General features: G+C 67.3%; 11 protein-coding genes. 9 read left to right on the top strand and 2 right to left on the bottom strand.

The genetic code is table 11. The annotated features are described in order from the left end of the window. The first annotated feature begins 74 nt into the window (after window positions 1-74). From AC3WMA_RS16830 to AC3WMA_RS16805, 6 genes are all read left to right on the top strand, one after another. Window positions 75-1,535, top strand: a complete 1,461-nt coding sequence (locus tag AC3WMA_RS16830; RefSeq protein WP_492286516.1) for a M81 family metallopeptidase — start codon at window positions 75-77, stop codon at window positions 1,533-1,535. After that, window positions 1,526-2,830: an alanine racemase gene (locus AC3WMA_RS16825; protein ID WP_492286515.1), complete on the top strand. Its 1,305-nt coding sequence runs from the start codon at window positions 1,526-1,528 to the stop codon at window positions 2,828-2,830. The genes AC3WMA_RS16830 and AC3WMA_RS16825 overlap by 10 nt, the downstream gene beginning before the upstream one ends. Before the next feature lie 272 nt (window positions 2,831-3,102). Then, window positions 3,103-4,611: a M81 family metallopeptidase gene (locus AC3WMA_RS16820; protein WP_492286514.1), complete on the top strand. Its 1,509-nt coding sequence runs from the start codon at window positions 3,103-3,105 to the stop codon at window positions 4,609-4,611. Window positions 4,612-4,642: 31 nt separating this feature from the next. Beyond that, window positions 4,643-6,181 carry an ABC transporter substrate-binding protein gene (locus AC3WMA_RS16815; RefSeq protein ID WP_492286513.1) on the top strand — a complete coding sequence of 513 codons (1,539 nt, stop codon included), beginning with the start codon at window positions 4,643-4,645 and terminating at the stop codon, window positions 6,179-6,181. Between the two features lie 43 nt (window positions 6,182-6,224). Then, on the top strand, window positions 6,225-7,103 hold the full coding sequence (locus AC3WMA_RS16810; RefSeq protein WP_492286512.1) for an ABC transporter permease: 879 nt from the start codon (window positions 6,225-6,227) through the stop codon (window positions 7,101-7,103). After that, on the top strand, window positions 7,100-8,047 hold the full coding sequence (locus AC3WMA_RS16805; protein ID WP_492286511.1) for an ABC transporter permease: 948 nt from the start codon (window positions 7,100-7,102) through the stop codon (window positions 8,045-8,047). The genes AC3WMA_RS16810 and AC3WMA_RS16805 overlap by 4 nt, the downstream gene beginning before the upstream one ends. Before the next feature lie 5 nt (window positions 8,048-8,052). Here the strand turns inward: AC3WMA_RS16805 and AC3WMA_RS16800 are convergent, their stop codons facing one another. Then, window positions 8,053-8,844 (bottom strand): IclR family transcriptional regulator, encoded by a 792-nt coding sequence (locus AC3WMA_RS16800; protein WP_492286510.1) that lies wholly within the window; start codon window positions 8,842-8,844, stop codon window positions 8,053-8,055. A 134-nt stretch (window positions 8,845-8,978) separates the two neighbouring features. Here AC3WMA_RS16800 and AC3WMA_RS16795 point away from each other — a divergent pair, with 134 nt between their 5' ends. The 3 genes from AC3WMA_RS16795 (at window position 8,979) to AC3WMA_RS16785 (ending at window position 12,560) form a co-directional block, all read left to right on the top strand. Next, window positions 8,979-10,295, top strand: a complete 1,317-nt coding sequence (locus tag AC3WMA_RS16795) for an aspartate aminotransferase family protein (RefSeq protein WP_492286509.1) — start codon at window positions 8,979-8,981, stop codon at window positions 10,293-10,295. Between the two features lie 277 nt (window positions 10,296-10,572). Then, window positions 10,573-11,766, top strand: coding sequence for a CaiB/BaiF CoA transferase family protein (locus AC3WMA_RS16790; RefSeq protein WP_492286508.1), 1,194 nt, complete (start codon window positions 10,573-10,575; stop codon window positions 11,764-11,766). 11 nt (window positions 11,767-11,777) lie between these two features. After that, window positions 11,778-12,560 (top strand): enoyl-CoA hydratase/isomerase family protein, encoded by a 783-nt coding sequence (locus AC3WMA_RS16785; RefSeq protein ID WP_492286507.1) that lies wholly within the window; start codon window positions 11,778-11,780, stop codon window positions 12,558-12,560. A gap of 197 nt (window positions 12,561-12,757) precedes the next feature. Here the strand turns inward: AC3WMA_RS16785 and AC3WMA_RS16780 are convergent, their stop codons facing one another. Beyond that, window positions 12,758-14,137, bottom strand: coding sequence for a M20/M25/M40 family metallo-hydrolase (locus tag AC3WMA_RS16780; protein ID WP_492286506.1), 1,380 nt, complete (start codon window positions 14,135-14,137; stop codon window positions 12,758-12,760). Window positions 14,138-14,194 lie beyond the last annotated feature (57 nt).

Here is a 14,194-nt window from a genome sequence, read left to right as displayed (position 1 = left end):
CCCCGACCTCGTTTCATGAGGCCGGCCGGCAGCCCGAAGAGGCCACTGCCGCGCCTGATCGAGAGAACATGCGGATGCGCGTCTTCACAGCGTCGCTGGCGACGGAAACCAACACCTTCGCGCCGCTCTTCGTCGATCGCAGCGCCTTCGAGGGGGCCTTCTACTGCCTGCCCGGCACGCATCCGGACACGCCGACGCTCTGCTCGGCGCCGACTGTCGCGGCGCGCCGCCGTGCCGCCAGCGAGGGCTACGAGCTGGTCGAGGGCACGGCGACCTGGGCGGAGCCGGCCGGCCTCGTCTCGCAGGAGGGCTATGAGAGCCTGCGCGACGAAATCCTCGATCAGCTCAAGGCGGCGCTGCCGGTCGACATCGTCCTGCTCGGCCTGCATGGATCGATGGTGGCGCGCGGCTATGACGATTGCGAGGGCGACCTGATCGCGCGGGTGAGGGCGCTGGCGGGGCCGGATTGCGTGGTCGGGGTCGAACTCGACATGCATTGCCATCTCACCGCCGAGATGGTCGCGGGCGCCGACATCATCGTCGCCTTCAAGGAGTTCCCGCATACGGATTTCATGGCCCGCGCCGAGGATCTGCTGGAATTGTGCCTCAAGACCGCGCGCAAGCAGGTGAAACCGGTCAGCGCCGTGTTCGATTGCCACGGGCTCGCCGCCTTCATGACCAGCCGCGAGCCCGGCCGTAGCTTCGTCGATCGGCTCCTGGCGATGGAAGGCAAGGACGATATCCTCTCGATCTCGGTCGCGCATGGCTTCCAGGCGGCCGATGTCGCCGATGTCGGCACCAAGGTGCTGGTCATCGCCGATGGTGACGGGGCGAAAGCTACCGCGCTGGCGAAACGGCTCGGCCTCGAAATCCTGCGCTGGGGGCAGGGCGCCTCGCCGAAGCATTACAAGCCCGAGGAGGGCATCGCGGCGGCGCTGGAATTGGCGCAGCCCGGCAAGCCGGTGGTGCTGGCCGATCGTTGGGACAATCCGGGCGGCGGGGTCGCCGGCGATTCCTCGGTGATGGTCGAGGCACTGCTGCGGCATCCGGATGTGCCGGCTGCGATCGGCGCGCTATGGGATCCGGTCGCGGTGAGCCTGTGTCGAGCGGCCGGCGTCGGCGCCGAGATTCCCTTGCGCTTCATTGGGAAGGCTGCGCCATCCTCGGGCCGGCCAATCGATGCGGTGGTGACGGTTACGGGCACAACCGGGGACCTGCTGATCCCGTTCGCGCAGAGCTGGGTTTCGCTCGGGCCTGCTGCGGCGATCCGGATCGGCCAGCTCGACATCGTGCTGGCCTCGACGCGGGCACAGACCTTCAGCCCGCCGGTCTTCACCGATCTCGGCATCGAGCTGGGCGCCAAGAAGGTGGTGGTGGTGAAATCCTCCAACCATTTCCACGCTGCCTTCGCGCCGATCGCGGCACAGGTGCTTTATCTCGACAGCGGTGGACCCTACCCGCCCGATGCGAGCAAGATCCCCTACACCAAGGTGAAACGCCCCTTCTCTCCGCTGGACCCGAATCCATGGCTGTGACTGCTTCCGCTCCGCTCCCGCGCCTGTCGCTCCGCGAAATCGAGGACCAGCGCCTCGATGTGCTGGTGAAGGGACTGCCGCCGGGCGCGTCGCTCAGGCTGGGCGATGTCGGCAAGCAGGGCTGGAACGTGCTCGCCGGCGACCTGCCGATGCCACTCGCCGTGATCCGCGAGAGCGTGCTCAAGGCCAACAGCGCCTGGATGAGCGCGTTCAGCGCCGCGAATGGTCTGCTGATCGCGCCGCACGGCAAGACGACGATGGCGCCGCAGCTCTTCGACCTCCAGATCGCCGACGGCGCCTGGGCGATCACCGTCGCGACGATGCAGCAACTGGCCGTCGCCCGACATTTCGGCGTGAGGCGCGTCATCCTCGCCAACCAGCCGGTCGGGCGGCAGGAGGTGGCGGCCTGTTTCGAGGCGCTGCGGGAACCCGGCTTCGAGCTCTATTGCCTTGCCGACAGCGTCGCCGGGATCGGCCTCCTGGCGGAGGCGGCGAGGGGCCACGCGGGCGCCAATCCGCTACGCATCTTCGTCGAGATCGGCTTCATGGGCGGGCGCACCGGTGCGCGGACCCGAGAGGAGGCGCTGGCCGTAGCGCGGGCAGTGGCGGGTGCGCCGGGCCTGCGGCTCGCCGGATTCGAATGCTTCGAGGGTTTGCACAGCGATACCGCCAATGCCGACAGGCTGCTCGGTGAGGTCGTTGGGGTCGCTGCGGCTGCGGAGGGCGAGGGGTTGCTGGGGCCGGACCCGATAGTGCTTTCGGCCGGCGGAACCTCGCTGTTCGACCGGGTCGGCGAGGCCTTCAATGCGGCCGCCTTCAAGCGACCGATCATCAAGGTTCTGCGCTCCGGTTGCTACCTCACGCATGATTCCACGGTCTATTCGGCGGCGTTCCGGCGGATCACGCTGGAGACCAGCCTGAAGCTGCCGCCGGGCGGGCTGGAGCCGGCGCTGGAGGTCTGGGCCTATGTCCAGTCGCGGCCGGAGCGGGGGCGCAGCCTGCTCACCGTCGGCAAGCGCGATATCTCGTTCGATTCCGGCATGCCGGTGCCCTTACGTTGGTATCGGCCGGGCGGGGCGATGCAGCGGCCGGAGCCGATGCCGGCCGGCCATACGGTGCTGGGGCTCAACGACCAGCATTGCCATCTCGGCACGCCGGAGGAGAGCCCGCTGCAGGTCGGCGACATGGTCGCCTTCGGCATCGGCCATCCCTGCACGACCTTCGACAAATGGGCGGTGCTGATGCTGGTCGACGACGACTGGACCATCACTGGCGCCATCCGGACCTACTTCTAAGGCTGGGTTCCACATCACAGCCCTTATCCGGAGGCTGCGTCTCGAGCGCTCCTCAGGATGAGGGCTGAGTTCCCCAAAAGACGCTGACGCGCGCCTGTTCCTTCAGGTGGAACATCCAATCCTTGACGCGAAATATCTGACGCAACTACGCTTTTGACGATGAGGCCGGGCTGCTGTTCGACTGGAATGCAGCCCAACGCGATGCCCTGAAGTCGACAAACCGCTTCGCCCGGCATTGGCCGGAGCAGCGGTCGCAATCCGGGAGGATGCCCGTGCGTCTGGCGCTGATCCACATCGTTCAGGAGACGAACGACTTCAATCCGCTGCTGACGACGCTCGCCGATTTCGAGACGTTCGGCCTCGTCGAGGGCGAGGAGATCGCCCGGCAGTTCGGCGAGATCGGCCAGATCGGCGGGCATTACGCGGCGGTGAAGGAAAGCGGGCTCGCAATCGAGACGATTCCGATCATCCGCGCTTGGGCCGTGGCGGGCGGGCGCATCTCGCGCGAGGCCTTCGACTTCTTCCAGGCGAAGATCCGGGCCGGGCTCGATACGGTCGGGCCGATCGACGGGCTCGTCCTGCATCTGCACGGTGCCTGCGCGGCCGAGGGCATCGACGATGTCGAGGGCGAGCAGGCCGAACTCTGCCGGAAGATATTGGGGCCGGACGTGCCGATCCTGCTCGGGCTCGATCACCACGCCAATGTCACCCACAAGATCATGGCCAATTGCACGGCGATCGTCGGGCACCGCACGCAGCCGCATGACGTGTTCGACACTGGCAAGGTCGGCACCGAGGTGCTGCTGCGTATCCTGACCGAGAGGTGCCGGCCGGTGATGGCCTGGCGCAAGATTCCGCTCTTGTCGCATCAGGAGCAGTTCCTGACCTCGAAAGGGCCGATGAAGATCTGGTTCGACCGGGCTCGCGCCATCGAGGCTGACCGGCGCGTCTTGCAGGCCTCGAACTACCCGATGCAGCCCTGGCTCGACGTCGCCGAAGGCGGCTGGTCGACGATCGTCGTCACCGATGGCGACCAGGCCCTGGCAGAGAAATTGGCGGACGAACTGGCCGATCTCGCCTGGTCGATGCGCGACGACTTTCAGGTGCGCGAGGCGGTCTCCATCGACGATGCCGTGCGCAAAGCCGATGGGGCCGAGCGCGGCATGGTCGTGCTCAGCGATACCGGCGACACCGTCTTTGGCGGAGCGGCCGGCGACAGCAACCTGCTACTGGAAGCGATGCTGCGGCTCGGCATCAGGAGCAAGGCGCTCATCCCGCTGATCTCGCCTAAGGCGGTGGCGACGCTGACGGCGGCAGGCGAGGGCGCCGAGGTGACCTTGCCGCTTGGCGGTGACGCGGCCACGGCCTTCTTCAAGCCGCTGACGGTGACGGGCAAGGTGAGGAAGCTCGGCGGCGGCTCGATCCCGCTCAACTTCAACCATCAGCCGGAGGTCGACATGGGCCGCGTCGCGGTCTTCGATGTCGGACCCGTGACGCTGTTGATCTCGGAACTGCGCGGCGTCGCCGGCAATGTGCCCGATGTCTACGAGGCCTTCGGCATCGACCTCTCCGACTACAAGATGGCGGTGCTCAAGACCGCCTCGAACTTTCAGTATTTCGACCGCATCGCCTCCGGGCTCGTCCGCGCCGATACGCGCGGTCCGGGGCAATCGGATGTGTTCACCCTGCCGTGGCAGCGGATTCCGCGCCCGGTCTATCCATTGGAGACAATAAGCGACTGGCGGGCGCATTCGTCCCAGCCGGGAGCGGGGGCGCGCTGAGACGAAACCAGGCACAACAAAGGGGAAAGCGATGACAAAGCTGTCGCGACGTCAATTCGGCATGGCCGGCCTTGCGCTGGCGGGTGTGTCCCTCGCGGGGATCTTGCCGGCCGCAGCTCAGCAGCTCAAGGGCGGGCGGCTGCGCGTCGCCGTGCTGAGCGAGCTGGCGAATTACGATCCGCAGCAGCTCTCGACGGTGAATTTCCACGTCATCAAGAACCTCTATGACAGCCTGATCGAATACACGCCGGAGGGAAAGCCGGAGCCGAGCCTGGCGACGGAATGGACGATCGCCCCGGACAAGACCTCGGTGACGCTGAAGCTGCGCAGCGGCGTGACCTTCCAGAGCGGCACGCCGTTCAAGGCGGATTCCGTGCTTGCGACCCTGCAGAAGGGCGCCGATCCCAAGCGAGGCAAGAACGTCTTCCCGACGATGTCGATCGTCAAGGACTGGTCGGCGCCGGACGATTCCACGGTGACGATCAATTTCAAGGCGCCGGTGCCCGAGCGGCAAATCCTCGACCTGCTGCAGTTCCTGCTGCCGATCGACCCCAAGGGCATCGACACGGTCGAGACCGTGCCGGCCGGCACCGGACCCTATACGCTGGTCAACCGCGCCGTCGGCCAGAGCCTGACGCTCAAGGCCAACCCGAAATACTGGCGCGAGAAGCAGCCGATCGTACAGGACCTCGTCTTCACCGTGTTCAGCGAAGATGCGTCCGCCAGCGCGGCGCTGGAATCGGGCGCCGTCGACATCGTCTATAACGGCTCCTCGCGCAGCGCGGTCAGGCTCAAGAATGCCGGTTTCCAGGTCTTCGCCGGGCCGGGGCCGCTGGTGCAGGTCTTCCGCATCAACTCGACGCGCGGGCCGTTCCGCAACAAGGCGTTCCGGCAGGCCTTCAACCATATGATGGACCGGGCGAGCATCCTGCGCGTCGGCTATGCCGGCATGGGCAAGGTCGTGGCGCTGCCCTGGGCGCCGGCGAGCCCGGCCTATGACGAGAGCTACAACGCGACCTATGCCTATGATCTGGAGAAGGCGAAGAAGCTGATCGCCGCTTCCGGCCTTTCCGCCGACGAGACCAGGAACTGGAAGCTCTTGGTCAACGGCAGCGACGAGTCCTCGGTGGCGATCAGCCAGATCGTGCAGGGCTCGCTGCAGAAGATCGGCATCCCCGTCGAGCTCGACATGCGGCAGGGCGCGGAATACGTCACCGCGCTGCTCGGCGGCGATTTCGCGGCGACCTTCGGCGCCGTCGGCAATGTCCAGAAATTCCCGTCGCGCGTCGCCACCAACTCGATCTACCGCACCTCGGGCAATCCGGTGCTGAAGGACCCGCATCCGCATCCCGACTATGTCGCGGCGATCGCCCGGGTCGATGCCGCCTCGGGCGGAGCGGCCGAGGTCAAGGCAGCCTATGACAACCTCAACAAGGTCATGGTCGAGGAGGCCTTCGGCATCCCCACCAATTCCTACGATGTCGGCCTGATCGTCGCCTCCGACAAGATCGGCGGCGTGACGCTCGATATCGACAATCTCTTCGTCGCCCGCACCATCGGCTTCAAATGATGCGGCCTGACGGCGCCGGGCGGCGCGAGCGCGGCGCCCGGCGATGACGGAGACGTTGGCCCGGATTAAGGGATTGCTGCGCCGGCTGCTGGCCCGGCGCGGCGCCGCCCTGGGACTCGGCTTCCTTGCGCTGGTGGCGCTCGCGGCGGCTTTCGCGACCGTGCTCCCCTTCGATCCGCTGTCGCAGAGCGTGGCTGCCTCGCTGCTGCCGCCATCGGCCGAGAACTGGTTCGGCACCGACGAGCTTGGCCGCGATATCCTGGCGCGCGTGATCTATGGGGCGCGGACCTCGCTGCTGACGGCGGTCGGCGCGGTCGTCATCGCAGCGCTCATCGGCGTGCCGATCGGGCTCGCCGCCGGCTTCTACGGTGACTGGCGCGATTCCCTGCTGATGCGCTGCATCGATGTGCTGCTGGCGCTGCCGAACATCCTGTTCGCGATGGCGCTGATCGCCGTGCTCGGCCGCAGTCAGGGGGCGGCGCTGATCGCAGTCGGCATCGCCGGCATTCCAGGCTTCGCCCGCATCGCGCGGGCGCAAGTCATGGCCTTGCGCCAGCTCGATTTCGTCACGGCGGTGCGCGCCTTCGGCGGAAGCCCCGGCTACATCATGTTCCGGACGATCCTGCCCAACGCCTTGAGCCCCTTGGTGGTGCAGGCGATCGTGCTGGCCTCGATCGCGATCCTGCTGGAGGCCGCGCTCGCCTTCCTCGGGGTCGGCGTGCCGCCGCCGACGCCGAGCTGGGGCGAGATGCTGCGCACCGGCAAATCCTATCTCTACGAGGCACCGACCTATGCGGTGCTGCCCGGCATCGTGCTGACATTGACGATCCTGTCGCTCGACACGATCGGCCGGGCGCTGACCGCGATCCTCGACCGCGACGAGACCGATGCCAGCGGCGAGACGATCGGGGGCCGGCGATGACGGCTTATGTCCTGCGCCGCCTGTTCCAGATGCTGCCGGTGCTGCTCATCGCCTCCTTCGCGATCTTCGCGATGATCTATGCGGTGCCCGGCGGGCCGGTCGCGGTGATCGTCGGGGAGAATGCCGGGCCGGAGGAGATCGCGGCCGCGATCCAGCGCTACGGGCTCGACCGGCCCATGGTCGTGCAATACGCCGACTGGCTCGGGCGGGCGGCGACAGGCGATTTTGGGCTCTCGCTGCATAGCCGCCAGCCGGTGCTGCAACTGATCGGCGAGCGTTTGCCGGCGACGCTGCAACTGGCGCTGGCGGCAATCTTCGTCGCGCTCGTCATCGGCATCCCCGTCGCGATCGCGAGCGCCGTGAAGGCGAATTCCTGGCTCGATCGCCTGCTCAGCGGCTGGAGCGCGCTGGCGCTCGGCGTGCCGACCTTCTGGCTCGGCATCCTGCTGATCCTGCTCTTCGCGGTGGAATTGCGCTGGCTGCCCTCGGCCTCGCGCCATGTCCCGTTCTGGGAGTCCCCGGTCGATGCTTTGCGCAGCCTGGCGCTGCCGGCGATCACGCTTGGCACCTATGTCTCGGGCATCCTCGCGCGGTTCCTGCAGGCGTCGCTGATCGGCGAGGCGCGGGCCGATTATGTCCGCACGGCGCGTGCCAAGGGCGTGCCGGAGAACCGCATCGTCGGCTTCCACATCATGCGCAACGCGCTCCTGCCCTTCGTCACCATCGTCGGCCTGATGATGGCGAACTTCATCGGCGGCGCCGTGGTGACCGAGGCGGTCTTCACCTATCCGGGCCTCGGGCGCCTGCTGATCCAGGCGATCAGCACCCGCGACTACCCGCTGATCCAGGGCTGCATCCTGGTGATCCTGGTCGCGTACATGCTGATCAACCTCACGGTCGACATGCTCTATGCCTGGATCGACCCGCGGATCGAATACCGATGAGCGCCTTAGCGCAGATCAGCCGTAGGCCGCGAGCCGAGATGGGTCGAGATGCCCGTCGCGACCTCGCGCAGGCGCGTGCCGACCTTGGCCGCCAGCGAATGCGGCATCCGCATCAGCGGCGCCGAGACGCTGAGCGCCGCGACGGGATAGCCGTTATCGTCGAGGATCGGCACGCCGACGCACATGGCGCCGTCCTCGTTCTCGCCCATCTCCGTGGCATAGCCGGTGCGGGCGACCTGCCGGAGCTGCCGCTCGATCTCCTCGCGCTCAAGCAAGGTGCGGCCGGTGCGTTCGGTCAGTGGCAGGTCGAGCTGCCTTTGCCGCTCCGCTTCGGGCAGGAAGGCGAGGATCGCCTTGCCAAGTGCGGTCGAATGCATCGGGTGGCTTTCGCCGATGCGGGCCTGCATCCTGAGCGAACGATTGGCCTCGATCAGGTCGATATAGACGACGGTGCCGTTGCCTTTGACCGCGAGATTCACGGTCTCGTTGAACTCCTGCATCAGCTCGATCATCGCCGGGCGGGCGAGCTCGCGGACCTTGCTGACGCTGGCATCGGCGCGGGCGATGGCGCGCAATTGCGGCCCGAGATTGTAGCGATCGGTCGCACGGTTGTGGTCGAGGAAGCCGGCGGCGGTCAGCGTCTGGAGATAGCGGAAGGTCGTCGTCTTCGGGATCTTGAGTTCCTTGCTGACGGCGGTGAGCGCGATCTCGTGGCCGTGACGCGCGACCAGCTCCAACACCTTCAGCGCCTTCATCACCGGCTGCACGACATAAGGGTTGTCGGTTTTCCTGGGCATCGCCGCTCCGGTGGTCGGGCTCGTTTGATAAGCAGCATGGCCAACTCATGCGAATTCCGCAAGGCGAAACCCCTGTTCCTTTACGCGGTGCGAGCGCTCTGGTCTGGTCGGGGACAACAGCAGGAGGCAACGCAGTGACAGGCAATGGTAGCCAGCAGGCGGGCGCCCTGCGCTTCGACGAATCCGCCCGGCAGATCGCGGCGAATGCGCGTTTCATCGCCGGCGGCGTGAACAGCAATTTCCGATTGGGCATGCAGCCCGGCCCGCTCGTCTTCGAGCGCGGCGAGGGCGCCTATCTCATCGATGCCGACGGCAACAGGATCATCGATTATTACTGCGGGATGGGCGCGACCGTGCTCGGCCATACGCCCGCGCCGGTGATCGAGGCTGTGAAGCGGCAGGCCGAGAAGGGCATTCTCTTCGCCGGGCAGATGCCGGTCGAGGCGGAAGCCGCGCAACTGATCTGCGAGCGCATTCCTTCGGCGGAGCGCCTGCGCTTCGGCTCATCCGGCTCGGAGGTGGCGCAGGCGGCGATGCGATTGGCGCGTGCGGCCACGGGCAAGCGGACCATCGTCAAGTTCGAGGGGCATTATCACGGCTGGTTCGACAATATCCTGTGGTCGACGGCACCGGGGCTGAACGCGGCAGGTCCCGAGGACGCACCGACGCCGGTGATTGGCAGCAAGGGCCAGGAGCCGGAAGCGGGCGAGGGGCTCTCGATCCTCGGCTGGAACGACCTCCCGGCGCTGGAAGCCCGGCTCGCCAAGGGCGATGTCGCCGCCGTGCTGATGGAGCCGGCGATGTGCAACCAGGGCGCCATTGCGCCCGCGCCGGGCTATCTGGAAGGCGCTCTCGCCGCCTGCCACAAGCATGGCGCGATCCTGATCTTCGACGAGGTCATCACCGGCTTCCGGCTCGGGCGCGGCGGGGCGCAGGAGCGCTTCGGCGTGACGCCCGACCTCACGCTGATGGCAAAGGCGATCGCCAACGGCTTCCCGGTCGCGGCGATCGCGGGCCGGGCCGACCTGCTCGACCTCTTCGCCGACGGCGTGCTGCATGGCGGCACCTTTAATGCCCAGCCGGTGGCGATGGCGGCGCTCGTCGCGACCCAGAAGGCGCTGACGCCGGAGCATTACGAACGCAGCTCCGTCCACGGCCAGCGCCTGCAGGACGGCATCCGCACCATTCTCGCGGAAGCCGGCATCAAGGCGCAGGTCGCCGGCTTCCCGCTGATGTTCCACGTCGCCTTCGGGCTCGATGCGCCGGCGCGGAACTACCGGGATGTCGCGCGCGCCGACAAGGTCGCCTATAGCCGCTTCGCCCATGAACTGCTGAAGCGCGGCGTGCGCGTGCTGGAGCGCGGCGCCTGGTTCGTGTCGTCGGAGCATGATGCGACGGTGGTCGATGCGACGCTGGCGGCGGTGCGGGATGCGGCGCGGGTGGTGGCTTAGCCGCGCAGGCGCCAAACCGCAGCGGTTTCGAGTCTCTCCCTTTGTCATTCCGGGGCTTCGCGTAGCGAAGAACCCGGAACCTACGACCGGGCGAGCGGCTCGCAACCGAGCACATCATGTCTCACCCAGTCGTGGGTTCCGGGTTCGCGCCTGCGGCGCGCCCCGGAATGACAAAGGGGTTCGTCATGCGCCTCGTTCCTGCATGCAGCATGCGCGCTGCCATTGACCGCGCCGCGTACCGTACCGGATAGTTCGCTCCGAGAGGGAGCGAACAGAGATGCCGCAGCCGAGACCGTCCACCGCGCTTGCCGGGCTCAAGGTGCTGGACCTGACGCGGGTGCGGGCCGGGCCGACCTGCGTGCGCGTTTTCGCCGATTTCGGGGCCGACGTGATCAAGGTCGAGAGCCCGCCGGGGCTCGATCCCAACGAGAACATGAGCGGGCCGCGCCTCGGCTACGACATGCAGAACCTGCATCGCAACAAGCGCTCGCTGGCGCTCAACCTCAAGACGCCCGAGGGCAAGGCGATCCTGATGAAGCTCGTCGACGAGGCCGATCTCGTCGTCGAGAATTTCCGGCCGGACGTAAAGGAGCGGCTCGGGCTCGATTTCGAGACGCTGCATGCGCGCAATCCGCGTCTGATCCTCGTTTCGATCTCCGGCTTCGGCCAGTCCGGCCCGTACCGGACGCGCGCCGGCTTCGACCAGATCGCGCAAGGCATGGGCGGGATGATGTCGGTGACCGGCTTGCCCGGCCAGGGGCCGGTGCGGGCCGGGATCGCGCTCGCCGATTCCTCGGCCGGGCTCTATGGCGCGGTCGGGGCGCTGGTCGCGCTGCAGGAGCGGGCGGTCTCGGGGCGGGGGCAGTGGGTGCAGACCTCGCTGCTCGAAGCGCAGATCGCGATGATGGATTTCCAGGCCGCGCGCTATCTCGTCGAGGGCTCGGTGCCGCCGCAATCCGGCAACGACCACCCCTACCAGACGCCGATGGGCGTCTACCGGACGCGCGACGGCGCGATCAATCTCGGCGTCGGCGGCGAGGAGCAGTGGCGCTCGTTCTGCCGGGCGATCGGGCGGCCGGAATGGGGCACCGATGCGCGCTATGACAGCACGGAGAAGCGCTTCGCCCGCCGGCCGGAATTGCGCGAGCTGATCGAGGAAATCTTCGCGGCAGCGGACAGTGCCGACTGGCTGGAGGCGATGGAGAACAACAGCGTACCGGCCGGGCCGATCTATGCGGTCGACGAGATGTTCGAGGACCCGCAGGTGCGCCATCTCGGCATCGCCAAGCCGGTGAGCCATCCCGAGCTCGGCGATATCCGCCTGATCGGCCAGCCGGTGACGCTGTCGCGCACGCCCGCCGATGTCGCGACGCCGACGCCTGCGGCCGGCGCGCATAATGACGAGATCCTGGCCGATCTCGGCTATGACGAAGCCGGGCTCGCGCGCTTGCGGGCCGATGGCGTGATCTGACGGAGACCCGCGTGAACGACGAAATCCTGTATGCGGTCGAGGGCGGGGTCGGCACGATCACGCTCAACCGGCCCCAGGCGCGCAACGCGCTGACCTTCGCCATGTACGAGCGCATCGCCGAAATCTGCCGCGACCCGGCCGCCCATGGCGATCCGCGCGTCATCGTCATGACCGGGGCGGGCGACAAGGCCTTCGCGGCCGGCACGGACATCGCCCAGTTCCGCGCCTTCTCCAGCGCCGAGGATGCGCTGGCCTATGAGGAGCGGATCGAGACCGTGATCGGTACGATCGAGAGCTGCCCGGTGCCGACGCTGGCTGCGATCTCCGGCGCCTTCACCGGCGGCGGCGCGGCGATCGGGCTCGCCTGCGACCTGCGCATCGCGACGCAGAGCGCGCGCTTCGGCTTCCCGATCGCGCGCACGCTCGGCAATTGCCTGTCGATGGAGAATTACGGGCGGCTCTACGCCATTCTCGGCCCGGCGCGGGTCAAGGACATCGTCTTCACCGCCCGGCTGGTCGAGGCGGAGGAGGGCGCGCGGATCGGCCTCTATAACGAGCTGGTGCCGGATCATGAGGCGCTGATGCGGCGGGCCCGCGAGCTGGCAGACACCATCGCCGGCCATGCGCCGCTGACCATGCGCGCGACCAAGGAAGCGATGCGCCGCCTGACGACTGCGACCGCTGCGGGCATCGACGGCCACGACCTCGTGACGCTCTGCTACACCAGCGCCGATTTCCGCGAGGGCATGGAGGCCTTTCTCGGTAAGCGGACGCCGAACTGGAAGGGGCGGTAACGGTTGCCGGTTTTGCGCCTGAACCGCGGCGTCATGCTCGGGCTTGACCCGGTATTGATTACCCAGCCGTCATTCTCGGACGCAGCGAAGCGGAGATCCGAGAATCTCAGGCCGGAAGAGCCGTCCTGTGCCCTTTTCGGTCTGAGATGCTCGGGTCAAGCCCGAGCATGACGGCCGCTATGGCTGCTCGATAGCGCTCAGTCCGCCTTCCCCAACTGGCCGAGCTCGTGCAGCAGGGCCGCGCCGGTACGCAGGCCGCTGTAGAAGCAGTCCAGCGTCATGTTCTCGTTGGGGGCGTGGTTGGCCTCGTCGTGATTGGCGTAAGGCGTCACGAAGGCGGGGATGCCCAGGATCTTGGTGAAGACGTAGTTCGGCAGGCTGCCGAAGCCGGCCGGGATCAGCAGGGGCTCCTCGCCCTGAGCCGCCACGAAGGCGCGGCGCAGGGGCGCGGTATAGGGCGAGGCGATCGAGGTCTTGGAGGGCTGCATGCCCTTCTCCTCGGCGATGAACTCGACCTCCGGCGCGTGCTTCTCGACGTGAGCCCGGACCTTGCGCAGGATGTCCTCCGGGTCCTGTGCCTCGACGAGGCGGATGTCGCATTTCACCAGCGCCTCGTTCGGCAGCACGGTCTTGGTGCCCGGCCCGCCATAGCCGCCATGGAAGCCGTTGATGGTCAGCGTCGGCCGGAAGCAGAGGCGCTCGTAGAAGGGCCGGTCCGCAGGCGCATCGAGGCGGGTGAGGCCAACGCCCTTCTTGAAGGCCTCGATGTCGAGCGGCAGGCGCTCGACCGCCTCCAGCTCCTCGGCCGTCGGCGGCTCGATGTCGTCATGCAGGCCCTCGATGGTGATCTCGCCTTCGGGGTTCTTCATCGTCGCGAGCAGATGGACCAGCGTCCAGATCGGGTTCGGCACGACGCCGCCGAAATTGCCGGAATGGACGTCGCGGCTGGCATGGCGGCAGCGCAGGTCGAAGGAGACGACGCCGCGCGAGCCGAACTTGATGGTCGGCGCGCCGCTGGCATGGCGCGGGCCGTCGGCGGTGACGGCGAGGTCGGCTTTCAGCAGATGCGGGTTGGCGCGGACGAAACCGGCGATGTTCGGGCTGCCGATCTCCTCCTCGCCCTCAAGCACGAGGATGACGTTGCAAGGCAATTCGCCATGGACCTTGAGGTGGGATTCGATCGCGAGGATCTGGGCGAAATGCTGGCCTTTGTTGTCCCCGACGCCACGCGCATAGAGGCGGCCGTCACGGATCGTCGGCTCGAACGGGGGCGAGACCCATTTGTCGAGCGGGTCCGGCGGCTGCACGTCGTAATGACCGTAGAGCAGCACGGTCGGCTTGCCTGGTGCCTTCTCCCAGCGCGCAACAACGACCGGATGCCCTTCGGTCGGAATCAGGCTGGTTTCGAGGCCGATCTCCGTGAGCAGATCGACGAGCAGCAGGCCGACTTCGGCGATGCCGATGTTCTCGGCGCTGATGCTGGGATGGCGCAGATACGCGATGAGGCGGTCGAGGAAGGCGCTGCGGTTCGACTCGATATGATCGAAGACCGCGGCGAGTGCGTCTGAGGAAGCCATAGCCAATGCCTGACAGGAGAGGAATCCGTGCCTTCCGCCGGGCGGAGGCGCAAGCGG

Source organism: Allobosea sp. FW305-C-101, from assembly GCF_058783685.1.
This window is presented reverse-complemented; position numbering and strand designations above follow the sequence as displayed.